Annotated in this window: 22 protein-coding genes and 5 pseudogenes; 14 read left to right on the top strand and 13 right to left on the bottom strand. The window is 48.3% G+C overall.

Annotated elements, in window-relative coordinates:
• Positions 1-6: 6 nt before the first annotated feature.
• The 5 genes from KI215_RS07510 to KI215_RS07490 all read right to left on the bottom strand — a co-directional run bounded on the left by KI215_RS07510 (position 7) and on the right by KI215_RS07490 (position 6,218).
• Positions 7-1,848, bottom strand: coding sequence for an ATP-binding protein (locus KI215_RS07510; protein ID WP_420830175.1), 1,842 nt, complete (start codon positions 1,846-1,848; stop codon positions 7-9).
• Entirely contained in the window at positions 1,845-2,561 is a 717-nt protein-coding gene (locus KI215_RS07505; protein WP_212774903.1) for a response regulator transcription factor, read from the bottom strand. Before KI215_RS07505 ends, KI215_RS07510 begins: the two co-directional genes overlap by 4 nt.
• Positions 2,562-2,600: 39 nt before the next feature.
• On the bottom strand, positions 2,601-3,812 hold the full coding sequence (gene ccsB, locus KI215_RS07500; RefSeq protein WP_212774902.1) for a c-type cytochrome biogenesis protein CcsB: 1,212 nt from the start codon (positions 3,810-3,812) through the stop codon (positions 2,601-2,603).
• Positions 3,813-3,818: 6 nt separating this feature from the next.
• Positions 3,819-5,405, bottom strand: coding sequence for a cytochrome c biogenesis protein ResB (locus KI215_RS07495; protein ID WP_212774901.1), 1,587 nt, complete (start codon positions 5,403-5,405; stop codon positions 3,819-3,821).
• A gap of 96 nt (positions 5,406-5,501) precedes the next feature.
• Positions 5,502-6,218 (bottom strand): pseudouridine synthase, encoded by a 717-nt coding sequence (locus KI215_RS07490; protein WP_212774900.1) that lies wholly within the window; start codon positions 6,216-6,218, stop codon positions 5,502-5,504.
• A 611-nt stretch (positions 6,219-6,829) separates the two neighbouring features.
• Between KI215_RS07490 and KI215_RS07485 the strand changes: the two genes are divergently transcribed.
• Positions 6,830-7,588 (top strand): YheC/YheD family protein, encoded by a 759-nt coding sequence (locus KI215_RS07485; protein ID WP_212774899.1) that lies wholly within the window; start codon positions 6,830-6,832, stop codon positions 7,586-7,588.
• A gap of 3 nt (positions 7,589-7,591) precedes the next feature.
• Complete coding sequence (locus KI215_RS07480) at positions 7,592-8,665, top strand: TauD/TfdA family dioxygenase (RefSeq protein ID WP_212774898.1); 1,074 nt, start codon at positions 7,592-7,594, stop codon at positions 8,663-8,665.
• A gap of 1,062 nt (positions 8,666-9,727) precedes the next feature.
• Here the strand turns inward: KI215_RS07480 and KI215_RS07475 are convergent.
• The 3 genes from KI215_RS07475 to KI215_RS07465 all read right to left on the bottom strand — a co-directional run bounded on the left by KI215_RS07475 (position 9,728) and on the right by KI215_RS07465 (position 11,156).
• Positions 9,728-10,216 (bottom strand): metallophosphoesterase family protein, encoded by a 489-nt coding sequence (locus KI215_RS07475; RefSeq protein ID WP_246512285.1) that lies wholly within the window; start codon positions 10,214-10,216, stop codon positions 9,728-9,730.
• A 130-nt stretch (positions 10,217-10,346) separates the two neighbouring features.
• Complete coding sequence (locus tag KI215_RS07470; protein WP_212774896.1) at positions 10,347-10,502, bottom strand: hypothetical protein; 156 nt, start codon at positions 10,500-10,502, stop codon at positions 10,347-10,349.
• 432 nt (positions 10,503-10,934) lie between these two features.
• On the bottom strand, positions 10,935-11,156 hold the full coding sequence (locus KI215_RS07465; RefSeq protein WP_212774893.1) for a hypothetical protein: 222 nt from the start codon (positions 11,154-11,156) through the stop codon (positions 10,935-10,937).
• Positions 11,157-11,347: 191 nt separating this feature from the next.
• On the opposite strand from KI215_RS07465, the pseudogene KI215_RS16280 reads away from it, so the two are divergent.
• The 10 genes and pseudogenes from KI215_RS16280 to panD all read left to right on the top strand — a co-directional run.
• Positions 11,348-11,531 (top strand): annotated as a pseudogene (locus KI215_RS16280) (AMP-binding enzyme); the annotation flags it as partial.
• A gap of 637 nt (positions 11,532-12,168) precedes the next feature.
• Positions 12,169-12,312 (top strand): annotated as a pseudogene (locus KI215_RS15925) (MFS transporter); the annotation flags it as partial.
• Positions 12,313-12,996: 684 nt separating this feature from the next.
• On the top strand, positions 12,997-14,025 hold the full coding sequence (locus tag KI215_RS07460) for a YheC/YheD family protein (protein ID WP_212774895.1): 1,029 nt from the start codon (positions 12,997-12,999) through the stop codon (positions 14,023-14,025).
• A gap of 55 nt (positions 14,026-14,080) precedes the next feature.
• Positions 14,081-14,641: pseudogene (locus KI215_RS07455) on the top strand (aminotransferase class I/II-fold pyridoxal phosphate-dependent enzyme); the annotation flags it as partial.
• Between the two features lie 1,125 nt (positions 14,642-15,766).
• On the top strand, positions 15,767-16,021 hold the full coding sequence (locus KI215_RS16275; RefSeq protein ID WP_420830187.1) for a transposase: 255 nt from the start codon (positions 15,767-15,769) through the stop codon (positions 16,019-16,021).
• A gap of 273 nt (positions 16,022-16,294) precedes the next feature.
• On the top strand, positions 16,295-16,516 hold the full coding sequence (locus KI215_RS07445; RefSeq protein WP_212774893.1) for a hypothetical protein: 222 nt from the start codon (positions 16,295-16,297) through the stop codon (positions 16,514-16,516).
• A 37-nt stretch (positions 16,517-16,553) separates the two neighbouring features.
• Positions 16,554-16,859: pseudogene (locus tag KI215_RS15920) on the top strand (transposase); the annotation flags it as partial.
• A 176-nt stretch (positions 16,860-17,035) separates the two neighbouring features.
• Positions 17,036-17,215 carry a YheC/YheD family protein gene (locus KI215_RS16270; protein WP_420830186.1) on the top strand — a complete coding sequence of 60 codons (180 nt, stop codon included), beginning with the start codon at positions 17,036-17,038 and terminating at the stop codon, positions 17,213-17,215.
• A gap of 226 nt (positions 17,216-17,441) precedes the next feature.
• Positions 17,442-18,245, top strand: coding sequence for a YheC/YheD family protein (locus KI215_RS07435; protein ID WP_212774892.1), 804 nt, complete (start codon positions 17,442-17,444; stop codon positions 18,243-18,245).
• 1 nt (position 18,246) lies between these two features.
• A pseudogene (gene panD, locus KI215_RS07430) lies at positions 18,247-18,632 on the top strand (aspartate 1-decarboxylase).
• Between the two features lie 637 nt (positions 18,633-19,269).
• Here the strand turns inward: panD and KI215_RS07425 are convergent.
• The 5 genes from KI215_RS07425 to KI215_RS07405 form a co-directional block, all read right to left on the bottom strand.
• Positions 19,270-19,803 carry a spore maturation protein gene (locus tag KI215_RS07425; protein ID WP_212774891.1) on the bottom strand — a complete coding sequence of 178 codons (534 nt, stop codon included), beginning with the start codon at positions 19,801-19,803 and terminating at the stop codon, positions 19,270-19,272.
• A gap of 35 nt (positions 19,804-19,838) precedes the next feature.
• Positions 19,839-20,432: a nucleoside recognition domain-containing protein gene (locus KI215_RS07420; RefSeq protein WP_212774890.1), complete on the bottom strand. Its 594-nt coding sequence runs from the start codon at positions 20,430-20,432 to the stop codon at positions 19,839-19,841.
• Positions 20,425-21,573 (bottom strand): D-alanyl-D-alanine carboxypeptidase family protein, encoded by a 1,149-nt coding sequence (locus tag KI215_RS07415; protein WP_246512240.1) that lies wholly within the window; start codon positions 21,571-21,573, stop codon positions 20,425-20,427. Before KI215_RS07415 ends, KI215_RS07420 begins: the two co-directional genes overlap by 8 nt.
• Before the next feature lie 111 nt (positions 21,574-21,684).
• Positions 21,685-22,152, bottom strand: a complete 468-nt coding sequence (gene ytfJ / locus KI215_RS07410; RefSeq protein ID WP_212774889.1) for a GerW family sporulation protein — start codon at positions 22,150-22,152, stop codon at positions 21,685-21,687.
• Positions 22,125-22,796: a DUF2953 domain-containing protein gene (locus tag KI215_RS07405; RefSeq protein WP_212774888.1), complete on the bottom strand. Its 672-nt coding sequence runs from the start codon at positions 22,794-22,796 to the stop codon at positions 22,125-22,127. The genes ytfJ and KI215_RS07405 overlap by 28 nt, the downstream gene beginning before the upstream one ends.
• A gap of 137 nt (positions 22,797-22,933) precedes the next feature.
• On the opposite strand from KI215_RS07405, the gene KI215_RS07400 reads away from it, so the two are divergent.
• Both KI215_RS07400 and KI215_RS07395 read left to right on the top strand, forming a co-directional pair.
• Complete coding sequence (locus KI215_RS07400) at positions 22,934-23,257, top strand: ArsI/CadI family heavy metal resistance metalloenzyme (RefSeq protein WP_212774887.1); 324 nt, start codon at positions 22,934-22,936, stop codon at positions 23,255-23,257.
• Positions 23,258-23,313: 56 nt separating this feature from the next.
• Positions 23,314-23,616: an ArsR/SmtB family transcription factor gene (locus KI215_RS07395; RefSeq protein ID WP_338048339.1), complete on the top strand. Its 303-nt coding sequence runs from the start codon at positions 23,314-23,316 to the stop codon at positions 23,614-23,616.
• The last annotated feature ends 191 nt before the right edge of the window (positions 23,617-23,807 follow it).

The raw sequence follows: 23,807 nt of genomic DNA, 5'->3' as shown, positions 1-23,807 counted from the left end.
CGCGGATCAACCGCGTCCTTTTTCACTCTCTCCCGTTGCGTCGGTGGGAGTGCCGATCGGAAGCTGCACCACAAACGTCGTGCCTTCGCCCACCTTGCTGGTGACGGTCACATTTCCGCCATGGGCATTGACGATATGCTTGACAATCGCCAGTCCCAATCCCGTTCCCGCCTGCCCACGGGTCCGGGCTTTGTCCGCTTTGTAAAACCGTTCGAAGATGAACGGCAAATCTTCCTCTGGGATACCGGAGCCCGTATCCTGAACGATGAGGCGCACGGAACCGTTGGTCCGCATCGCCTGCAGGGACACCCTGCCGCCCCGGGACGTATGGCGGATCGCATTGTCCACCAAATTGGTCAACACTTGCTCCATTTTGTCTTCATCCCAATAGACAGTTGGCAGATCCGGCTCCACTTCGCCCTCAAGCTGCACACCTTGTTCCCGGGCGATCGTGTGGAACTTGCGCAACAGACGTTCCACCAATTCCGACACCCGCAAGCTGGAGCGCACGATTTCGATATGTCCCGCTTCCATCCGCGCCAAATCCAGCAGCTCCCGTACCAAACGTCCCATTCGTAACGATTCGTCGTGAATCACCTGTACCAATTCACGCCGTTCTTCGGGTGACTGGGCGATATCGTCCAACAGTGCTTCGCTATACCCCTGAAGCATGGCCAGTGGTGTACGCAATTCATGAGAGACGTTGGCGACGAAATCCTTGCGCAACTTGTCCAAGCGACGCTCATCCGTCACATCGCGCAACACGGCCACCACGCCGCGTACCTGTTCATTCGCATACAGCGGGGCCATCACCACCGCCCATGTACGTCCGTGCGCTTCGATATCGCCGAAGTGTTCCTGTTCGTCCTCGACGACCGTCTCAAAAATCTCCCGCAAGGGCAATGGTAAGCGTTCTTTTGGGTCGTCCGAGAGGGTTTCCGACATTTCGTCCGCCCAGGCGGCCAAGAATCGTTCGGCCGGTGGGTTGGTGAGAACAACGCGCCCATTGGCATCCAGCGTGATCACACCATCGGCCATACTGCGCAAAATACTGGCCAACTGTTCTTTTTCATGGGAGAGAGCGTGAACCAGCTCCTCCAATTGCTCTGCCATACGATTGAATGTGGCCGCCAAATCCCCGATTTCATCCCGTTCATGCTGCCGAACGGGAACACGAATGTTAAATTCCCCTTTTGCCATTCGTTCCGCCGCTTTTTTCATCTGCTTCAGAGGTTGGGTGATCCGGGTGGAAAGGAAGAAAGCGAAAATTGTCGTCAGAAAAAATCCGATAATAGCGGAGTAGTAGATCCACTTTTTGATATCCGTTTCGCTTTGCAGTTGGTTCTGCGTTCGGTAGAGCACCACCGCTCCCTCAATTTGGGATCCATTTTTCAGCGGTACGGCCACCATCAGGATGTCCTCTTTAAAAAGAGGGAACGGCATCCCTTCGCCTTCTTCCACAAACACCCTGTCTTTCATGACCACCGTTTTACCGCGCAACACACGGTCGATGTCCGTCTTTTCCAGTAGCTGTTGCCAAGGAACGTTGGCGATGGTAGGCGAAACGCCGATCGGCTCTGCAGCCCCGTCCGGTCCGAGTACAATCATGTACGTATCGAACAACTCCGAGATCCGCAGCATGTCACGCAAGTACGTCCCGCGTTTCGCCCCTTTTTTCTCCAGATCGTGCTGGATCTTATGCGCCAAAGCCAACAGGTTTTCCTGTTGGCTGCGTTGGTGGGTCTTTTCCACTTGGTCACTCAGGAACGCACTCAGCATCACCAAGAGGAGCGTGACCAAACCGATGATAGTCAGCCACAGCTTGCCGACAACACTTCTCCAGATCAATCCTTCGGCACCTCGAGCTTATACCCCACGCCCCACACGGTTGTGATCATCTTGGCCGCTTTGGAAGAGGCGCGGTTCAGTTTTTCACGCAATCGTTTGATGTGCGTGTCTACAGTGCGCAAGTCACCGAAAAACTCATACTGCCACACATCGCGCAACAACTCTTCCCGCGTGAACACTTTGTCCGGCGAACGGGCGAGATAATGGAGCAGCTCATATTCCTTTGGTGTCAATTGCACCGTTTTGCCACCCGCACGCACCTCGTGCGCATCATGATCGATCGTCAGATCGGGGAAGACGATCACGTTGTGTGTCTCGGTGTCTGTTTTCAGATACGCAGTGGCCGACGAACGGCGTAAAACCGCTTTGACCCGGTGCACCAACTCGCGTGGAGAGAACGGCTTCACCACATAATCATCCGCCCCGGCCTCAAACCCCTCCACCCGGTTTCCCTCTTCTCCCCGGGCAGTCAGCATGATGATCGGGGTCGCCTTTTTCTTACGAATGCCGCGGCAGACATCCACTCCGTCCATCCCCGGCAGCATCAGATCCAGCACGATGAGATCGTAATCGGTTTCCAACGCTTTGGACAAGGCGGTTTCTCCGTCCTCCGCCTCCTCGATTTCGTACCCCTCCCGCTCCAGATACATGGTGAGCAACCGACGGATGCGGTCCTCATCATCCACGATCAAAATACGTTCCCGCTTTTCCATCAACCTTCACCTCACTGGCACAACCTCGTCGTTCACGGTTTATGCATAAGAATGGAGGCCGGCGATCACCAAGTTAATCACAATCAGATTCAACATGATGATGACAAATCCGATCACCGCCATCCAGGAGGACTTCAGCCCGTGCCAACCACGGGAAAGGCGCAAATGCAGATAGGCGCTGTAAAACAGCCAGGTGATGAGCGCCCATACTTCTTTGGGGTCCCATCCCCAAAAACGCCCCCATGCTTCCTGGGCCCAGATCATGGCGAAAATCAGGCCGCCCAGCGTGAAGATGGGGAATCCGATGGCGATGGCACGATAGCTGATCTCATCGGCCATCTCCAGCGAGACATTTTTCACCATGGGATGAAGCAGCTCACTGATCCGTCTGCGTGACGCCAATCGGATCAAACCATAGAGAACCGTCCCGGACAGCACAGACCAGATTACCGAATTGAACTTGCGGGCCGCTTCCTGCCCCTGCATCCAAGACGGTGCTTCAAACAACGGATGCGTCATCCCCAAAAATGGCTGCATCCGCAATACTTCTCCGCCGTTAGGTCCCACGATCGGCGGCATCTCGTACACTTGCACCAATTGCTGTCCTTCAAAGGTGTGTTGGATCTCCGCATGATAACCAGCCATCGAAAACGCAAAACTGGTGAGAATAAAGCCGATCAGCATCACCAACACGAGGAGGGTTCCCTCCAACACGGCGGCACCGGTGGTTCCCCGTTCGTGACCGACAGCACGAATCAGATAGATCAAACCGGCCACGAATCCGACGACAAACGCCCCTTCCCCCAACGCCGTGGTGGTGACATGGATGTACAGCCAATAACTTTGCAGCGCCGGAATCAACGGCTCCACGTCCCGCGGAAACACGGAAGCGTACGCCAACATGATCACCGCGATCGGCATGGCGAACGCACCAAGCACGACCGTCCGATAAATGTAGAAAATGACGATAAACGCAAGCACGATTGTAAACGACAGGAACGAAGCGAATTCAAACATGTTGCTGGTGGGAAAATGGCCACCGACGATGATCCGCGTGATGATGAACATCACTTGAAAAAACACGCCCACGATGGTGAGAATGATGCCCATCCGGGACCATCGCCGCACGTGCACTTCTTCACCTGTACTCCACTTTTTCCCCACGATGGCGATGACAAACACGACCGAAGCCAACACGTACAAAAAAAACGTACACAACAACAGATTTTCCATTACTTTTTCCCAATCCATTTTCTATCACTCCTGCCCAAGCTGGGTCAAAGACAACTTAAGGCCTGCCCGTTCAGTGATCTGTTCCACCTCGCGTTTCAGTCCGAACCAGTTTTTGTTGGTATGAGCTCCCAAATACAGTCTGCCCTCGTGCCAGCGCAGCCAGACCCGTCGATGTTGCCAGTAGAAGCCCATCACCAAACCGATCATACAGACCGCCGCGCCGAAAAAGATAACGGGTAAGCTTTTGTCCACGCGTACCATCAGTCCGGACTGATCGACCACCTGCAAACCGGTCATACTGATGTCATATCGATTGTTTCGGTTGATATCGTCCAGGTTGGTCTGCGCGATCATCCAGGACTTCTCACCCTGCTTCAATTCCGGCGTGATCACCTCAAAAACGAATGCCGGACGGTTGGGAAACTCCGACTTGGTCGCCGGCCGATCCCCCTCCATCGTGAAGTCAGGGAAATAGTTCAAAATCCTCACAGTCCCCCCGTTTTGAAGCGGGTAGGATTCTTTGGGATGATACAGATTGACGGTAAACGTACCGACGCTTTTATTCGTCTTCTTGTCTGTCACCGTCATCTGTAACGATACGGGCTGGTTGGGCTGGAATCCCGATTGGAACAGCATCAATCCCTTGTATTCCATCGGATGGTTCACCATGATTACCTTGCGTGATACCGGTTCCAAACGCCCGGTCCGCGGATCTTGCCGTAACAATGTGATATCCGATTTGTACTGTTTCACAGTCGGTTGGGCATTCGCCTTTTTACTTGGCAGTTCCTTCGGATCGTAGAACTCCACTTCCGACTTATTATTCTTCACATAATAGGGCATTTCCGGCACCTTGGCCATTTCGCCCTCACGCACCCATACAAATTGGTCCAGGTACCAACCGGGTACCAAGCGCAACAAAGCACCAAACAAAAAGAGAATCAACCCGATATGATTGATATAGGGGCCCCAACGACTGATTCTTCCTTTCTCGGCCAACAGGGCATGTCCTTCCCGACGCACGCGAAACCGACGGTTTTGCAATTGGGTTACCAACCGATCGAGCAATCCATCCCGCTCTTCTTCTGGTACTTCCAGCGTATGGCTCACTTTTTGGCGGGATATGAACGTGAGGTCTTTGGTCACTTGCTGGTTTTTCAACGCTTTGTACAACGGGACCACACGATCCAAGCTGCATACGACCAATGAGATGCCGATCATGGCCAGCAACGTGACATACCACCATGAATCATACATGCTGGACAGGCCCAGCTTGTAGAACCACTCACCCCAAAATCCGTATTGCTCCACGTAATATTGAGCGGGATCGGGTGACGGAATATAACGCTCCTGTGGCAAAATCGTGCCGATTGCCGAAGCGATCAACGTGATGATGATCAGGATGATCGCCACTTTCACCGAAGAAAAAAAGTTCCACACCCGATCAAACCACGTCGTTTGATAGGTTTGTGACCGGCGAGCCTTCCCCTCATATCTCATCTCCAACGGACGTTTCTCATCATGGTCCTCTTCCAACGGTTTTCCGCAGTACTCGCACAGTATGGTACCGACGGGGTTATTGTGTCCGCATACGCATTTGGTGTTTTCCATCTGATCGACCCCCGTTACGGCATGGAATCCCTTTCTTTATTATAATCGTGACCATTTTTTGCACCCTTTGGCCAATTTGAAGATTGTTTGAAAGATCTAGAGATACAACAACCGCTTGAGCCGTTCCAGTTCACGGGGCTTCAGCTCGCGATAGGTTCCCGGTTTCATCGATCCCAGTGTCAAAAAGGCAATCCGCGTCCGGATCAGATGAACCACCGGGTGGCCGATCGCCTCGCACATACGACGGACTTGGCGGTTACGCCCTTCGTGGATGACGATCTCCAATACGGTGGTGTTGCGACGATCCTTCACCCGGCGTACTTGAGCCGGAGCGGTCCAGCCGTCCTCCAGACGAATACCGCGGCGCAACCGATCCAACTGTTCCTCCGACGGATGTCCTTTTACCGTGGCCAAGTAACATTTATCCGCCTCGTATTTGGGATGCGTCAACCGGTTGGCCAACTCTCCGTCATTTGTCATCAGCAATAATCCTTCGGTATCGTAATCCAATCGGCCCACCGGGTACACCCGTTCGTCAATCTCACGAAAATAATCGGCCACCGTTGGACGTCCCTGCGGATCGGACATGCTGGTGATCACACGAAGTGGTTTATAGAATAGAAAGGTCCGCTTCCGTTCTGTCATGATCGGTTTGCCGTCCACTTCGATCTGATCCAGCAACGGATCTACCTTTCTCCCCAACTCCGTGACCGTTTCACCATTGACACGAACCCGTCCTTCCAAAATCATGTCTTCGCATTTCCGGCGCGAGGCCACCCCCGCATGTGCCAAGACCTTTTGCAATCGCTCCATCATTTCACCTCATTCACATCTTATCCATCTGATGAGAGATTCACAAGGCGAGCGGAAATGTGTCACCAAAAAGACCAAAAAAAAACGCCGTTGAGGCTAGATCAGACAGATCCTATCGAAACAGCGGAAACCGTTCATGTGCAGTTTTTCCCTGCAGAAAAAGATTCGTTTGTGAGTGAATACTGTTTGCTTCTGTTCCTGTTGATTCTCCGTGATCTTATTGTCTATGATGTCCATCCTGGACCCCGCTTTCCCCAAAGTGAAATCCACAAATTTCCTCTAATTTGAACAGCCCTTTTCTTTTCGGTTGCTGTTTCTCTTTCGACGATGTCCGTCGCGAGGGTGATATACAGTTTTTATCATATCCTGGAGTCTCATCACTGATCCCCCTACCTTAACCTATCTTTTAAAATATATCCCAAATGTATGCACGTAAGATAGAAAGGTCGATAGAATAAATTATAAAAATCATAAAAGGAGTGAATTGATTTGTCAGTACATTAGAATTCGCTAGGAAATATAATTTAATTAGGTATTCACACTATCAATCTACAATCGAAATGCATACTATGAAATGCATACTAAATCTAATATAAAGGTGAGTGACTTACATGCCAATCCGAAAAGTATATAGCAAGATGTTAAAATCTGATTCTATGATGAAGGATGAATTCCTCCGCCATTTCATTCCCAGAACCAAATGGTTAAGCCCTCAGGCGGTTCATCATATGCTGGACCGTTATCCCACCGTCTTTATCAAACCGGATAAAGGAAGTCGTGGAAGAGGAATCATCCGGGTCGAACTTAGACAGGACGGGGTTTATGAGGTTTGCCATGAGTCTACATGCAAACAGGTTAATAAAGAATCACTTATGGATGAGATCACTGATATGATTCGTCCATCGCGCTCTTACAACATCCAGCAAGGCATTGACCTAGCCGATTATAAAGGACGGCCCTTCGACATTCGGGTTTTCATGCAAAAGCCGAAAAACGATTGGCAAATCTCCGGAAAAGTGATCAGGGTGGCGGCTCGCGGCCAGTTTTTAACCAATTATCATAAGGGTGGAAAAGCGGCAACCCTGGAGCGAGTCTTCTCTAGAGTTTTGGGTGATAAGGATGAAGTTCTTCAGACCCAGCAAGCAATCGATCAGATTTCGTATGCTACAGCAAAGGTATTGGATGCTCGTTTTCCGGGAATTCGTCAGCTCGGACTGGATATCGCCCTAGACAAAGCGGATCGGCTCTGGATTTTGGAAGTGAATACCAGTCCGGCCTACTACACTTTTCGGAAACTCCGCGATAAGAGCATGTACCGTGAGATTAGAAAGAATCGCCGGTATATTAAAAAGGTTTATGGGGGTCGCTAAATAATGGAAATAATTGCTCAGAACGCAGAGGATATCAAAGGGTTGCAAAAATATATCCTTACGCTAACCAAGGATGAAAAAGTAGAGGTCAGCCGGATTATCAAACAACTGCCCCGGTTGGATGTCCGACAGATCGACGATAAAATCTTGACTCGTGTTCAAATGGCCGGATTGAATCTTCCATCCCGAATTGTGGAATCTCTTCTTCAGTTCAAACGAAACCCAAACCAATATGGAACCATTCTGTTCCGTAATCTCCCCACGGATCCGGCTTTACCTTTCACACCTAAGGACGGGGGATTTTCAACTGAAAAAGACTCGTTCGTAAGTGAATACTGTTTACTTCTGTTCCTGTTGTTCCTCGGTGATCCCATTGCCTATGAAGAAGAAAAAGAAGGTTTGCTCATCCAGAATATCTGTCCGGTTCAAGGGCAGGAGAAAAAACAAGAAAATACCAGTTCCAACTATCTGAATTTCCATACCGAGGATGGATTTCATCCCTATAAACTAGACTATCTCGCATTGATCGGCCTTCGGTCGGATCAGGAACGGAAGGCTCAAACCCTTACGGTTTCGATCCGGAACGCGATCCATGCCATCCCCAGCACGGCCATTATGCTGTTGAGACAACCCTTATACCGTCTACATCCCTCTTCCTCCTTTAAACTGATGAATGATGAAATGGATCTCTCGGTAAAGATCCCCGTTCTGACAGGCCATTTGTTGGAACCGGAAATGTGTATCCACTATAGTTCAATGGAGGCGGAGAATGCGGAAGCAGAATGGGCTTTGAATACCTTGAAGAAAGCATTATTGCAAACCGTGGTCGCTTTTACTGTCTTACCCGGTGATCTGCTGATTATCGACAACCGATTGGTCGCCCATGCACGGACACCCTTCCGTCCGACTTATGACGGGAAAGACCGATGGTTGCAGCGTATGTTTACAATGGTTGACTTCCGGCGGTCAGGATTCAGCAGGAGTATTGGACGACATGTTTGTTCCCCTTTGAATGTCGAATTTACAAAGAATATACACCTGTCAAGAGTCATTCGGAAACCCATAATAATAGATTGATAGGGATGGTTCGTAAAAAACTCTGAAGTGTACACTGTTCAGACGACGTCATACGGTGAACTGAAGATGGGGAAACAACGCTCAGAGCAAATCGATTACGGATATGTAAACTCCTTCCAATATTTAAGCGTTGGCCTCTATTCACTGAACCCTTGGTCCATTGGGTTATCGGACGGCGGTACAGACGACCAATATGACGGCTTATTCTTGTTTTTCATCCTGAACCCCGCCTTTTCCAAGTAAAATTCCGAGCTCTTCTCTCATTTGAACAAACCCCTTCTGTTGAGGCGAAAAGCACCCTTATTATGGGTGCTTTACTTTCTCGTTTCTTAGAGAACAACTGCAACCAAGTTGAAACATTAATCAGTCTAGGGGTCGAAGGGGAATACAAGTCATGCTATATCTGTGCCACGTATGTGGTGATTGGTCGGTGGACGAACGAATGATACAATAAAATCATAATCCCCCGTACATACAAAAGGCAGGGGGATTTTTGTGTTTATCGAGCCAATGCTTGCACATCAATCCGATCGACCTTTTGACAAGGCGTGGGAGCTTCCTGATCGCCTGACTATCGAACCGTTTCTTTGGAAGACCCACACAAGAACAAAAGCCACATTATGTGGCCTCAAAATGAACGAACGGTTACCAAACCATGAAACGGTTATCTCTCAATCCAAATCGGGTTGGTAAGAGCAACCATAGTTCCATCGGATTTACGGATTTCAGCTCGAATATAATTTGTATCTGCTCTGCGCTTCGATCCTTGTCAATGGTACGATTCAACTCCTCCACATTCTTCTCTGTGGAATAACGGACCTCTGACGGGTGAATCTGTTTTGATGGCATTCGCCTTTAAAAAGGTCGAGTTCGTAAACAGTTCTTTCCCCTCAATCAATTCGTGGGGGACCTTGTCCGTCAAGGAAAATCCCACGACCCATCGGTACGCCACGTTGACCCCAATCCGGGAGCAGCGTTATTCTGGACAACCCGTATTTGGAGGCCCGTTCAGGGAACTTGTCGACTAAACGGGTCTTTGTCATTATACCGGGTACCAGCCGCCTACAACCGGCTCTTGAAATAAACGTGCTGCACCTGAAGTTTCTCACCGAGACTGGCCACTCCGTAGGAATAGAGAGGATTCCGCCGACGGTCCGTCGGTGATCCGGGGTTAAACAAGAGGGTACGGCCATGCCTAGCCTTGTAGGGGAGATGACTGTGTCCGAAGATAATCAGGTCCAGTTTCTCCCCCTCAAATGCGGCCAGAGCCCTGTTTTGAGTGGTCCCCTTTTGTCCATCACCGTGGACAATGCCAATGCGCCACCCATCAAGCTCAAGGATCCGGCGGGCACCGAAGGCCTTCCGTACCTTCGGCGGATCGCAGTTACCCGCCACTCCGTAAACCGGGGCAAAACGGGACAACTCCCGGTAAACAGACAGATCCACCCAATCCCCGGCATGGAGGATCACATCCGCCTTTTTCAAGCCCTTCACCAATGCAGCAGGAAGTTGTTTAGCCCGCTTGGGGATATGAGTGTCCGACACGATCACAACACGCAAACCAATCGCCTCCTTACTTTAGGAGTGCTACTCCATCACTTTCAGCAGCAGATCAACCATCCCATCACTGCGGTTCCCTCAGGGTAAGGATCCAGGCATAGACGAGTCATCAGACATGTCGTTACAGCTCGTAAGCGTTCATCCCTGTCTCCTTCGGCCAGGAGAAACGCGAACGTATACCGAAGATCGTGAGGACGAAGCGGCGAAATTGGTTCAAGATAATCTCCGCGTCATGCCCGATCTGCTTCAGCATCAGATCGATCGCCCGTGCAGACAACCAGCTGTCGGTCGCCTAGCAGGTACCCCCAATGCAGAAAAAACAGCGCCGTGGTCGTTTCCGGCGCATCCCTTCTCCGTTCGTCTCTAGAACACCCGCATAACAGGTAAAAGACACCGGTACGCTAACGATTTTTTTGGCTGATCTTTTAGGTCTGACTTTTTGTGTAACGTTTATGACAAGGGGAGTACTTGACCTCTCATTTCACCGCTAGGATTTTGTCGGTGTGTACATTGCAGTAGATTTTTCCGTCATATAAATCAACCGGACCAAATCGCAAAAGCGAACGTAGCGAAGTCCGTGCAATTCCTCGTATCCCGAAACTCCGATCGTCCTTCGCTTGTAGAACGCTTTCCCCGCTCGCTTAACCGGTTTTGACAAACCCACTCCTTAGCATCGAAAGTTGCGAAGGGCTTCTTCCCTTTTATCTCATCAAATGATCAAAAAAGGGAAGAAGAAAAAGAAGGGAAAGAATGGGAAGAAGAATTGGGATTTCGAGACTTGTGTTTTGATGGGCTTAAACACGATCCCGTCTTTTTTGATTTCCTTGATGACGCCGTACATCACTTTCCCGTTTTTCAATATCAACTTCATCGGCTTGCCCACGTGCTCCTGACTAAGCTGTCTAGGTGGGACATATTGAAAGCGCGGCATTCTCGACACCTCCCTTCAGCTTTTTACTAGATTATGAGAAAGAGTGAATTTTGGTGTGGGTGGGTACATCAAACGGGTTACTGTAACCAATAGTGGGTACCACCCCGGGTATATCAAAAATGAACGGGCAACAAACTTCTGGTAATAACTTACAAATAATATCTATGATGGCGGGACATCAGCCGTCGTAAGAGCTTAAAGAGAAAATACGGGCATATGTAAAGGAGAAACTGGGCGCATGCGGCATCGCGTGAAATCGAATTCAAGGACAAACTGCCCAAAACGCACAGCGGAAAACATACGCCGTTTACTCAAGGGTGGGAGCTTGTACTCCCATCATTAACCTCCACAATGGAATTACCGGCATGTTCCTGATTGACCTATCTCGGAAAACCGATTGTCGTGGCTTTTAAAAAGGTTGTTCTGAGTCGCTGCCCACTAGGAATTTTATACTTGGGGTACGATAAAAAGCGAAATATGGACTTACTGCCAAAACAACAAGAAAATTGCTTGCTCTTCTTTCAGATGTGATCTCCGTCTTTTTTTCTCCACATTCTCCCAATCCATGTACAGACCCAGCGGTTTTTTCAGCTGAACTTGTCAATAGCCTCACCCAACATAAGTTGGGCTTATTGTGTGTAAATCTAGTTAGTAACCAAATCCAACACCGGCAAAAACAAAAATTGTTGCGATTACCAACAGGAAAATTAACAAGCGACGCAATCCAAAACCAAAGCCACCAAAACCACCAAATCCGCTCATTATAAACCTCCCTTTCTATATAGCATTCGTTGTAGACTATTCATTGATCCGTACTATAGAGACGGCGTATGCATAGTTAAGTCCAAAAATAAATGAACACCCGTCTGGTTGATTCTCCTCTTCCAGAGTTGCAAGGCCATTTTCTTATGGTATCGCTTGTGGATCCCTCCCTCATAAGAAGCGGAAATAAACGGTAAGGAAGGGCACGGTTAATTCCGTGCCCAATCGTTTGAAGGGATTGCTTTTATCGTCCACTGTACGTCAGGAGACTGTTCCAGAAGCCATGTTAGGGCGAGTACTCTCGTTCTCCCGGGTATTCACCCGTCTTGCTATGTCACTAGCAGCTTGGGTCGGTGAGCTGATTTCCAACTTTGATCCGGTTGCCGTATTTGCCACCTTCCTGTAAGAGATGTCGTTTACCTACGCTAATCCAGTGATGCTCTGCCATGTGCGCCTAGGTTATTCCTTGTGATTAGAGGGTATGAAGCATCGTGGCGGTAGATAGCATATCTGAAGAACAATGAGCTGTAACAGGTAAAAGGAAGTGAAGTCATGAGTAAAGAAAAGGAAATATATCCAAGTGAAGATGTCTCGTCAATTGAAAAACCGTCTAGATGAGTGTTGCCAGAGAGAAGGGAATACTCAAACATCCCTTGTTCAATCGTGTATATATCAAGTATTGGACGATGCATGTTGTGAAAGGATAGTAAAAGAGCATGGAAGCCGAGACGCTGAGACACCGAGTCACGCCTTCACCTCCATTCCCATTAATTGGCGGTAGGTGCAGGAGCGCAACGGCTGGTATGCTCTTTTTTCGTTGGATCATCTTCCTCTCTCATCTTTCCTCATCCCTTCTTCGAAAAAAGTTGAGATTGACCTAGTAAGTAAAATAGTGGGCCTTTTGATGGGGATAGATGACGCTGGGGTACATCATCATTGAGTTGGTACTTTCGAATAGATTGATTTGGCATCGCTGAACTGTGTCCGATTTAGGTGATTATTCGGGTCTTCCGAATTTGTTTGAGCATACATTAATTGCTAAGAACGGCGAGACAACAGAGTAAAGGTGGGTTTGTTGATGATCGGGGTCATCCTCTCCTCACGCAGAGTGAATCGTGCGGACTCATATGTTCTGTTTTACATGAATCAGGCCCGAAAACAGAAAGTCGATCTCTGTTTTTATTCCCCGAAACATATATCCGTCAAAAAGAATAGGGTGAAAGGTTACGTGTATTCGCATAAGAACAACACATTGAAAAAAAGAACAGTACCCGTTCCTAAATTCAATTTGTATAAAATCAACTACAGTTTACGTAAAAAAAGCTACATCCGGAAAATCAACCGATTGAGAGAGAAAGGAGGTTCTGTTTTTTATAATTGTTGTTCGAAGAAAGACCGAAGCAAATATAAAGATTATAAATACCTGGTAACCTTCAAACAGATTCGTCCTTATTTACCGCAAACAAAAACGTTACAGTATGACAACCTCATAAACATGTTGGATAGCTACAACAAAGTATTCATTAAACCAAAAAGAGGTGGTCAGGGAAATAATATATATATCATCCGCAACAGTGGCGATCAGTATGACATCACTCATATATATAAGCGAAACAAAAAAAAGAAATCCATTCCCAAAAATAAACTGGGCAAGTATATTCAAAAACAGTTTGTTAAGCCTTACAAATTTATTATTCAACAAGGAATTCAAGTACAAAAGTACAAAGGCAGAAAATTTGATTTTCGGGTTTCTCCTCAGAAAAATAAACATGATCGATGGCAAATAACGGGGATCACTCCCCGCGTGGCTGCAAAAGGATGGGATGTGACCAATGTAGATCAAGGTGGAGAAATCATCTACAATGTGAAAAAACTGATTAATAAGAAAGCCAAAAAACAGATTTACCGGGCAAGCATCCTGATTTCCAAAGCGCTTGAAGAACGGTTTACTCATCTAAACGATCTGGGATTGGATTTGGCTGTGGATCATAAAGGTAAAGTATGGTTCTTCGAGGCTAACTTCAGACCCAATCGGAAAAAAGTAAACATCAAAAGAAACCGGATTCCTTTTGAACATGTCTGCAGTATGTACAAAAAGGCCCAATAGTTCGTTCACTGCTTGGATTTATTTGGAGAGGAGAAACCAGGGAGGTAAGGTGTACATGAGTTCAGAGTGTCAATACGGATTTGAAACGATTTCCATCCATGCGGGACAGAAAGCAGATCCGACAACGGGATCGAGTACGGTACCAATTTATCAAACGGCGGCTTATCAGTTTAAGGATACAGAGCACGCCGCCAGGTTATTTTCTTTAGAAGAATACGGAAACGTATATACAAGAATCATGAACCCCACTCAGGCAGCTTTTGAAGAATGTATGGCCCGATTGGAAGGAGGAGTTGGAGCTTTGGCCCTCTCTTCCGGACAGGCGGCGACTGCCTATTCGATATTGAATGTGGCCCACTCCGGTGATGAAATTGTAGTTTCCTCCTCTTTATATGGAGGAACTTACACCCTGTTCTCCCTTATGTTACCTCGGTTGGGGATTCACGTTCGCTGGGCCCGTGCTGACGATGTGAACTCTTTCCGGGAAGCGATTAATGAAAAGACGAAAGCAGTTTTTACAGAAATGATCGGCAATCCGAAAATGGACATACCCGATATAGAGGCCCTCGCCGAGATTACGCACAGCGAAGGGGTCCCCCTGATCGTGGACAGCACCTAAGGTTCTTGCGGATATCACCCGCTTCTTCACCACCGTCTTCATTTTCATCTCTGTCGGTGTGATTGGATCGGCCCTTTTTTTTGACATGCGGTTTCGGTGCGGCGTGTCCCGGGATGGGAACCGGGAGAACCCTGCGACCTCATAAATAGGCTCTCTTGACCCGAAATATTGAAGGGTTCCCGGGCTAATCGGGGGCACGGGAAGCCTTCGGTGCTCGCCCGGATCCTTGAGCCTGAGGGGTGACGTTATTGGCATTGTCCACTGCCATGGACGAAAGGGACAACACAGAACAGGGCTCTGGCCGCATTTGAGGGGGAGAAACCGGATGACCAAACTACAAATGGGAAGGCAATCTCAATCCCTCGGCGATGGTTTTCACTTTCTAGTGTTCTTCATGATACATCTTGACGGCTTTCAGATTGAATCCCTAACTAAACGAACTTTATTGTTGCCCTTTTTTAATAGGAACCCCCCTTTAAGCAGATTTACGCACACTTTTTGTTGCGTGTCCACTTTTAAGGGGGGCACTTCACGAACTAGGGATAACCCCGATGTTTATGGGCAGGGGAATCGGACAATCGAGAGAATGATCCGAATGGGAATCGTGATGGTAACGAAGAAAATCCCATTGAAGACACGTAGCCGGATGCTCGTTAGACCCACACTAAGAAGACAGCCGACAAACGTTCCCAATAACGTTCGAACCACCACGACGTTGCCGACAAGAGTAGTAGCGGTACGTCGAACAGATTGTTGAGTAGGGGTTGAGACACTACCACCGACGTTTACACCGTTGCTTACTGAGCGAAGCAGACGGTTTTTGGTGCGAGGTATAGACACGAAAACACACCTCCTTAACTGGATATATTAATCTATGAAGGAAGAGAAGAAAGAGTAACAGTGAATGCCCCCTGAAAAACGCCTGAACCACGGTGGAATTAACCAAGAGACCGTCCGGATAGAGACCAAATACTCATGTAATTTTGTCGCGAAATGATCTATTGAACTAACCGGTTGAACCCAGCGTTCGTGTTCTCAAAGGCGGAACCGTATTCACTATGCCCGGGTCACATACTTTCTTATCGATCCGACCAACGATGACGTTTTCATCGAAGCGAACGTCTGTATATTGTGATGGACAGCTTATTGCCTTATTATCATAAAAAAATGAAAGTATGGGCGAAGGAAAATCATGTGAAGCTGGCTTACACACCTACTTATACATCCTGGTTAAACAGTATTGAATGCCATTTTGGCTCGCTCCGTAAATTCTTTCTCGAGGGAAGCATCTACTCGACTCATACGAGTTGGCTAAGGCGAGCCAAGAATACATACGATGGCGCAACAGACGTAAACGTCACGATGCGATACTTATGAAAGAACAAAACAAGATCAAAGTTGCCTGAAGGGGCATCGCTGACCCCGTTCTCCTTGAAATGCGGTCATTGTCCGGGTGCTTTAAACCTTTCTGTTGCTGAAAACGCCCTACCGGTAGGCACCTCGTCATTCCACGTAGTGGGTTTCACCAATTGCCGTAAAGAGGATTTCAAGACTCGCTTTTGGTTATAGTTGCGTGTTTTGATGTACCCACCCACACCAAAATTCACTCTTTCTCATAATCTAGTAAAAAGCTGAAGGGAGGTGTCGAGAATGCCGCGGTTTCAATATGTCCCACCTAGACAGCTTAGTCAGGAGCACGTGGGCAAGCCGATGAAGTTGATTTTGAAAAACGGGAAAGTGATGTACGGCGTCATCAAGGAAATCAAAAAAGACGGGATCGTGTTTAAGCCCATCAAAACACAAGTCTCAAAATCCCAATTCTTCTTCCCATTCTTTCCCTTCTTTTTCTTCTTCCCTTTTTTGATCATTTGATGAGATAAAAAGGAAGAAGCCCTTCGCAACTTTCGATGCTAAGGAGTGGGTCCGTCAAAATCGGTTAAGCGATTAGGGAAAACGCTCTACAAGCGAAGGAAAGAGACAATCGAGCGGGGTTTCGCGGATGTGAAAGAACTGCACGGACTTTGGTACGCACGGATGAGGGGGCTTGCCAGAGTAAAGGAGCAATGCCCCCTTACTCGTGTGCCAAAACATCAAGAAAATGGCCTTACTCCGTCTGTCTTTCTCTATTTTCTTAGGTTTGTCAAATAGCCTCAGCACCCTTATGGTTGCTTTACTTTGTCGTTTTTGTTTCTCTTTCGGCGATATCCTTTGCTAAAGGAGAGGATGATATACAGGTTTTATCATATCCTGGAGTCTCATCACAGGGCATCACCTATCTTTTAAAATATTTCCCAAATGTATGCACGTAAGATAGAAAGCTACATAGAATAAATTATATAAATCAAGAAGGAGTGAATTGATTTGGGAGTTCAAAGAATCATAACAAGCAAAATGAAGTTGAACAACCTCCTATTAAAAGACCCCGGAATTGCTCCCTACATTCCGAAAACGGTTTGGTTTACCGATGAAGCCCTGAAGGAAATGCTAACGACCTATCCCACTGTTTTTGTAAAGCCCAACAAGGTCATTCCGGTAACGGGATCATTAGGATTAAAAAAGTGGACAAGTTAGCGTATGAAATTTGCTACAGCTATAAAGATAAAGTGAAAACAGCTAATTTAGAGAATACCTGCAGCCGAATGTAAAAACTGATCAATTATAGAAAAAAAACGGTATCATTCAACAAGGGGCCGATGTTGCCAACTTTAACGGAAAAGCTTTGATCCGAATCACCATGCACAGACCATTGGACTCAGTCAGCCTAGGGTGTAATTTCACAGAAAGGAGGATCTCAATTATGGCTGTGCAAAAGTATGTCTCCAATAAAATGAAATACAACAAGGTGCTCCTGAAGGACCCCTGGCTCTCCTCTTATGTTCCGAAAACGGTTTGGTTTTCCATCACAGCATTGGAGGATATGCTCAAAACTTATCCTGTGGTTTTCATCAAACCAAATTCGAACCACAGAGGGAACGGAATCATCCGGGTCAAAAAGGTATCACAACAATGGGGTCTGTTTGGGGGAAAGCCATCCTACGAGCTACGCTACAGCTACAAAGATGAGGTGAAAACCTGCTACTTGAATGGAGTGATTAATGAAGTAGTAAATGAGATAAACCCAAATAAAAAATATATTGTTCAACAAGGAATTGACTTGGCTACTTTTGATGGACTGCCCTTTGATCTCCGGATTTTAATGCATAAACCCGGGAAACGGTGGCAGATTTCCGGGTGGCTGGCCAGAGTGGCACAAAAGGAGCAAATTGTAACCAACCACATCAGAGGAGCCAAAGTCCTGACATTAGGCCAAGCACTGAATAAAAATACACATCTGAATGCTGTCGATCTAACGATGAAGTTAGGGGATCTGGCTCAGCAAATTTCTCAAGTGCTTGGATCATATTTTGACTTGCGGATTTTAGCTCTGGATATGGCGGTCGATAAAAAGGGAAACTTGTGGTTTATTGAGATGAATTCGGACCCTATGTTCAGAAAGATGTTTAAAAAAATAAATAATAAAGAAATGTATGAAAATATCCTAAGTACAAGAAATTACATTATCAAAAAGTATAAACATCGCCGCCCAAAAAGGAGGTTATAGCATACTCTCAACGGTGATGAAATCAAAAATCCACCGAGCGCCAGTGACGGAATCGAACCTGAATTATGTGGGAAGTGTCACCATCGACGAGGAGATCCTGGAAAAGGTAAATATTCTCCCTAACGAAAAGGTGCAAATCGTGAACAATATTAACGGGCCCGTTTGGAAACCTATGTAATCTCCGGTCCTCGAGGCAGCGGGATCATCTGCTTAAACGGAGCAGCTGCACGTCTGGTTCAACCCGGTGATATAGTGATTATCATTTCCTATATCATGCTGGACGAAGCCGAGGCAAAGTCTTACCGATCGCGCGTGGCCGTCATGGGAGAAGGAAACGTAATTAAGGAAATGCTGGTGGAAGAAGTTCACGGTACGGAGCAGTCCTGAAACAATACCAACCGGTAAGCACCCCAATGGGGTACCGGTTGTTTTTTTGGTATACTACTGCAAGACTGTAGCTATAACAGTGAACCGCCATGCGCAAACCTGTGACCTCTCTGTGAGGACTTTCTGATAGGTGGCTGACATGGATTTCCTTTTCTACCTTATGAGCGTCTTTTTTAACGGCTGCTTGCCGTGCGTTTTCACGATCCAGCACGATCCAATCGTCCACGTATTCTTCGTGGAATGACCATTAGACGAGTGAATTTGTTCTTGTTGGCGTTCACCTTTAAAAACGTCGAGTCCGTGAACAGTTTTTTCCCCTCGATCAGTCAAACACTCCTGGTCGGAAGTGCGGGAGATGATCAATACGAAGGGGGAAGTCAAAACCAAAGCGTTTTCCACCAAAGGTGCAGTTACTATCGGCCCCCGTGGAGGGGATAACGGGCAAAGCCGTCTTTCATCCACGATTCAAACCGTGGGCTTTCAGACGGCTTTTTATGTAAAAATGAGAGGTGATCCTATGAAATTTTGTCAACCGCATCATCAATTGCCCTGTCTGAAGTGGCCTCCAGGTGGAAACATATTGTCGGATCCGTTGTACCCATTGTCTTGTCCGTTCAGTGTCATCCCTCCAGCGGACTCAACCATACAACATCACCACGATAAACCATGATGCCAGCATCCCAACCAAGTCCGCCCACAATCCCACTTTGACGGCATACATCGTGCGCCGGATGCCCACCGCACCGAAGTAAACAGTCAGCACATACAGTGTCGTGTCCGTACTCCCTTGCATCGTGGAAGCCAGTCGTCCGAGAAACGAATCCGGACCGTATGTACGAAAGATGCTTTCGACAAATGCCAGTGAACCGGCCCCGCTAATCGGACGCAATATCGCGAGGGGTATGACTTCCCTCGGGAAATGAATCCCATCCACCAAGGGTGACAAGAGGCGGAGATAAAAATGAAGCGCTCCGGTTTCCCGGAAAATGGAGACGGCCACCATCATCCCGACCAAGTGGGGAATGAGTTGGATCGCGGTGGGAAAGCCTTCCTTAGCCCCTTCTGTAAAGCTTTCGTATACCGGCACTTTACGAAAGGTGGCGTATAGGGGAATGAACGCCAAAATGGCGGGCAAGATCAGCTTGGACAAAAAAGAGACGATTTCGACCAATTTTTCATCCCCCCGTGCATTTGATCCGATACATCCTATCGCCCTACCCGATTCTCCCATCGACTGCGGTACAGTCGGTCCACCAAGATCGCCGTCAGTGTCGCGCATCCGGTTGCAAACAAGGTCGTTCCGATGATTTCAGCGGGATCGACCGATCCATATTTCATGCGAATACCGATAATGGTCGCCGGAATCAGCGTGAAACCGGAGGTATTCAGGGCGAGCAGGGTACACATAGCCGGAGAAGCCGTTTTCTGGTCCGGGTTGAGCTTCTGCAATTCTTCCATCGCCTTGATACCCATGGGGGTGGCCGCATTTCCAAGACCGAACAGGTTGGCCGTCATGTTGGACAAAATGTAGCCCATCGCCGGATGATCCGGGGGTACCGACGGAAACAACACGCGTACCAGCGGCCGAAGCAGCCGGGCCAGCTTCTCCAACAGTCCAGCGTCTTGTGCGATCCGCATCATCCCCATCCAAAACACCAAAATACTGATCAGACCGATACAGACAGCTACCCCTTCCTTGGCTCCCTTCAAGGCGGCGGACGTGACCAGATCCAACCGCCCCTGTAGAACGGCAGCCACCACTCCGCTGGCGATCATAAACACCCATATGTAATTAACCACCGCCCCCGACCCCCATTCCCAACACATCCTGAAACACATCCATCCATTCGGAAAAGACGGATGGCTCATCTTGATACTGCGTCACAAGCGGAACCGTACCGACCGGCTGGCCGTTCAACAGCACGCGGGCCGTCCCCACGCGCAATCCCTCGCGATCCATTTTTTTCAGTGGATAGGAAAGCACCGGTTCTATGGAGACTTGGTGTCGTTCCTCCTCTGTCAATGGATAGATAAACGGTTGCTCGGCCACCACTCGCAATACCAGCTCTCCCTTTTTCTCCCCTCTTACCGTTTGAAATGCTTGCCCTTTCTTCACCACCTTGACGGGATGGAAATGCTGAAATCCGTACTCCAGCAATTGCATCGAATCATTCCAATCATCGGGGGCGTTCAACGTGACTGTCACCAATTGCCTGCCATTCCGCGTAGCGGAAGAAACCAACGTTCGACGCGCTTTTTTGGTGTAACCCGTCTTGACCCCGTCCGCGCCTTTGTAAAATCGGAGCATTTTGTTTTTGTTGTACCATTTGCGGTGCCATTCTTCTCCCGGCCACGGGACGGTTTTTACCTGTGTCCTGACAATTTCCCGAAAAGTGGGGTTTTTCAAAGCATAAGCGGTCAACCGCGCCAAATCCGCAGCAGAGGAATAATGCTCCGGTGCATCCAGTCCGTGCGGATTGGCGAAATGTGTGTTTTCCAATCCAAGATAGGCTGCCTTCTCATTCATCATGTAGACGAACCCTTCCACCGATCCGCCGACATGTCGGGCGATCGTCACCGCCGCGTCATTGCCGGATCGGAGCATCAGGCCGTACAACAAATCCCCCATCGAAATCCGTTCCTCCGCTTTCAGATAAATCGACGAACCTTCCACGCCGACCGCCTCGGGAGGAACGGTCACCTTGTCGGTGAGGCGGCTGTTTTCAATGGCCACAATGGCCGTCATGATTTTGGTCAAACTGGCGATCGGCAAGCGCTCATCCGCATGTTTGGCATATAAGAGGCGACCGGACTGCACATCGATCATCGCCGCCGCATGCGCACTTACCTGTGGCTCAGTCGAGCCCCACCCCCAGCCGAGCGAGCTGATCAATCCGATGATCAAACAAAGGATCATCGCCCCACCTTTCAAATGCCGCATAACCCTCCCACCCCAAACATGGTTTGTACACATTTATATGCCAGTGGGACAGGGATATGAAAAAGAGCAACAAAAAACACCGTCCGCTTGCCGGAAACGGTGTTTCTACCGTCATATATCCATACGGGGAGGTTCGCATCCCCCTTGTTTATCCTTTTTTTTCAACGTGTTTTGCAGACGTTCCACCAATCCGGGTGCAAAATCGATCAAACGATCAAACAAGTGCGTGTTGCCATCCATGTTCAATAACCGCACCCCTTTCTCCCCGACCACGAGGAACGCCACCGGCGTGATCGAAACCCCGCCGCCACTGCCTCCTCCGAAGGGCAATTTGCCCGATGATTGACCGTTGCCGTCTTCCTGTTGTTGTCTTTTGTCCCCTTGGGAACCGTCGTCGGCATAGGCGGTGTCGAATTCGCTTCCACCTGCTGCAAACCCGAAACCGACGCGTGAGACGGGAATGATCACACTTCCGTCCGGCGTTTCCACCGGATCACCCACGATGGTATTGACATCCACCATTTCTTTCAGGTTTTCCATGGCGGTGGACATCAGTCCTTGAATGGGATGTTCAGCCATCCTTTCGCTTCCCCCCTTACCCGGAAATTGAGCAATAATCGTATGCCAGCAAGGATAGCGTGCCCGATCCGAAATCGCACTATGCATTGGAAATCAGTCTCCAGATGCGGTTCGTGAAACACCGGATCCACCTGGATCTGCGGAGGACGTTCCCATTGCACGTAAGCACCGGCCACCCCGACGACGGTGGATTTCAATCCCCAAGCAAGGCCTGTCAGTACGCCGGTTTCCGCAGCGTCCCCCGTTCCAATCGCCGAGTGCCAACTCAAGCTCTCCACATGAAATCGCCTCAGCAAGCCACGAAACCATTGATGCAAATGATGGACGTGTTCCCGCATCCAAACATACTGCCGGTGCATGCGCCGGAGTACCCCCCACGACAAACGTTCCTGCCAGCGACGCCTCCGGCTTTGACGGACAGTTGCTTGTACATGTGGCGTCCATTTTCCGTCTTCCGTCATGCTGGACAGCTGAAGTGATGGCACTGTCCATCGCAAACGGAACCATTTCCACCACCGGAACGTGACATTGATCCGATCGTCCGCATCTACACGCTTGTATTGAATGTGACAGCGAACCGTTGTCAAACTGAGTAAAACCAATATCACGCCCAAGCCAAGCAAGATCCACAACAGCGTTATCATTCTTCGATCCTCCTGCCATCAATCTTATCTTGGGCATTTTTTCCTGTTTGCATACAAACCGAAATGGTTCATTGACATATCAAAAAAAATTGATTTATAATCACATCAATAAAAGTTGATGTAAGTGAGCCCCCACAATGGAGGAAAAGATCCGCCCCGGTTACGCCAAGTTTGATTTAGATGAACCGGCACTCAATTTGACACTAAACGAAGGCGGTGACATGACGGGAGGGATTGACCACCTCGAGATTCAAGTCTCCTCTACCGATGATGTTTTATCCATCAAACAGCGGCTGAAACAGGCAGGATTGGTCACCTTTGATGAAATGGATACCACCTGTTGTTATGCCCGTCAGGACAAAATTTGGGTAACAAGCCCGGACGGTCACCGGTGGGAAGTGTTCGTGGTCAAAGCGGATGCGGACGAGATGTCGGGAACGGGAAGAAATACAGATAACTGATTCAACTGAACAAAAATTCGCTGTATTAAGGGGTGAAACCATGATCAGATGAACAACTGATTTTAATCGCGAAAGCGCTTTCCGATCCCATTCGGCTACAGATCATGGATTTGGTCGCCAAAGGAAGCCAGGAAGAAGCGAATTCAAAAAGATGTTGCCAGAAAGGGATGTGTGTCTGCGATATCCAGGACGCCTTGAATATGAAACAGTCCAAAGTGTCCTACCACCTGAAGGAATTAAAAAACGCCGGCCTGGTTCACGAACGGAAAGAAGGGAAATGGCATTACTACTCCATCAACAAGGACACATTGAAAGACTTTTGTCAGGAACTGAATGACTGTTATTTTTTGAGGACATGAATGGATGATCCGGATATTCATGATTATGTAATTGGGCAAAGCAACCAACCGAAATGATGTCCTAAAAGATTTCAACGCACTGGCCAAAGCGGAACAGATCAACCAATCCTTAAAAATGAGAAGCTTGATTACTTCAGACCAATTTGAATGACAGGTTTATGTGAACGGGACGATCAACACCACCAAAGTGA

The organism is Polycladomyces abyssicola (genome assembly GCF_018326425.1).
Taxonomy (GTDB): domain Bacteria; phylum Bacillota; class Bacilli; order Thermoactinomycetales; family JIR-001; genus Polycladomyces; species Polycladomyces abyssicola.
This window is presented reverse-complemented; position numbering and strand designations above follow the sequence as displayed.

Bases quoted from the DNA above. Each gene is read 5' to 3' on its own strand.
- KI215_RS07505 (WP_212774903.1), bottom strand. From the start codon at position 2,561: ATGGAAAAGCGGGAACGTATTTTGATCGTGGATGATGAGGACCGCATC.
- ccsB (WP_212774902.1), bottom strand. From the start codon at position 3,812: ATGGATTGGGAAAAAGTAATGGAAAATCTGTTGTTGTGTACGTTTTTT.
- KI215_RS07495 (WP_212774901.1), bottom strand. From the start codon at position 5,405: ATGGAAAACACCAAATGCGTATGCGGACACAATAACCCCGTCGGTACC.
- KI215_RS07490 (WP_212774900.1), bottom strand. From the start codon at position 6,218: ATGGAGCGATTGCAAAAGGTCTTGGCACATGCGGGGGTGGCCTCGCGC.
- KI215_RS07485 (WP_212774899.1), top strand. From the start codon at position 6,830: ATGCCAATCCGAAAAGTATATAGCAAGATGTTAAAATCTGATTCTATG.
- KI215_RS07480 (WP_212774898.1), top strand. From the start codon at position 7,592: ATGGAAATAATTGCTCAGAACGCAGAGGATATCAAAGGGTTGCAAAAA.
- KI215_RS07465 (WP_212774893.1), bottom strand. From the start codon at position 11,156: ATGCCGCGCTTTCAATATGTCCCACCTAGACAGCTTAGTCAGGAGCAC.
- KI215_RS07460 (WP_212774895.1), top strand. From the start codon at position 12,997: ATGATCGGGGTCATCCTCTCCTCACGCAGAGTGAATCGTGCGGACTCA.
- KI215_RS07445 (WP_212774893.1), top strand. From the start codon at position 16,295: ATGCCGCGGTTTCAATATGTCCCACCTAGACAGCTTAGTCAGGAGCAC.
- KI215_RS16270 (WP_420830186.1), top strand. From the start codon at position 17,036: ATGAAGTTGAACAACCTCCTATTAAAAGACCCCGGAATTGCTCCCTAC.
- KI215_RS07435 (WP_212774892.1), top strand. From the start codon at position 17,442: ATGGCTGTGCAAAAGTATGTCTCCAATAAAATGAAATACAACAAGGTG.
- KI215_RS07415 (WP_246512240.1), bottom strand. From the start codon at position 21,573: ATGCGGCATTTGAAAGGTGGGGCGATGATCCTTTGTTTGATCATCGGA.
- ytfJ (WP_212774889.1), bottom strand. From the start codon at position 22,152: ATGGCTGAACATCCCATTCAAGGACTGATGTCCACCGCCATGGAAAAC.
- KI215_RS07405 (WP_212774888.1), bottom strand. From the start codon at position 22,796: ATGATAACGCTGTTGTGGATCTTGCTTGGCTTGGGCGTGATATTGGTT.
- KI215_RS07400 (WP_212774887.1), top strand. From the start codon at position 22,934: ATGGAGGAAAAGATCCGCCCCGGTTACGCCAAGTTTGATTTAGATGAA.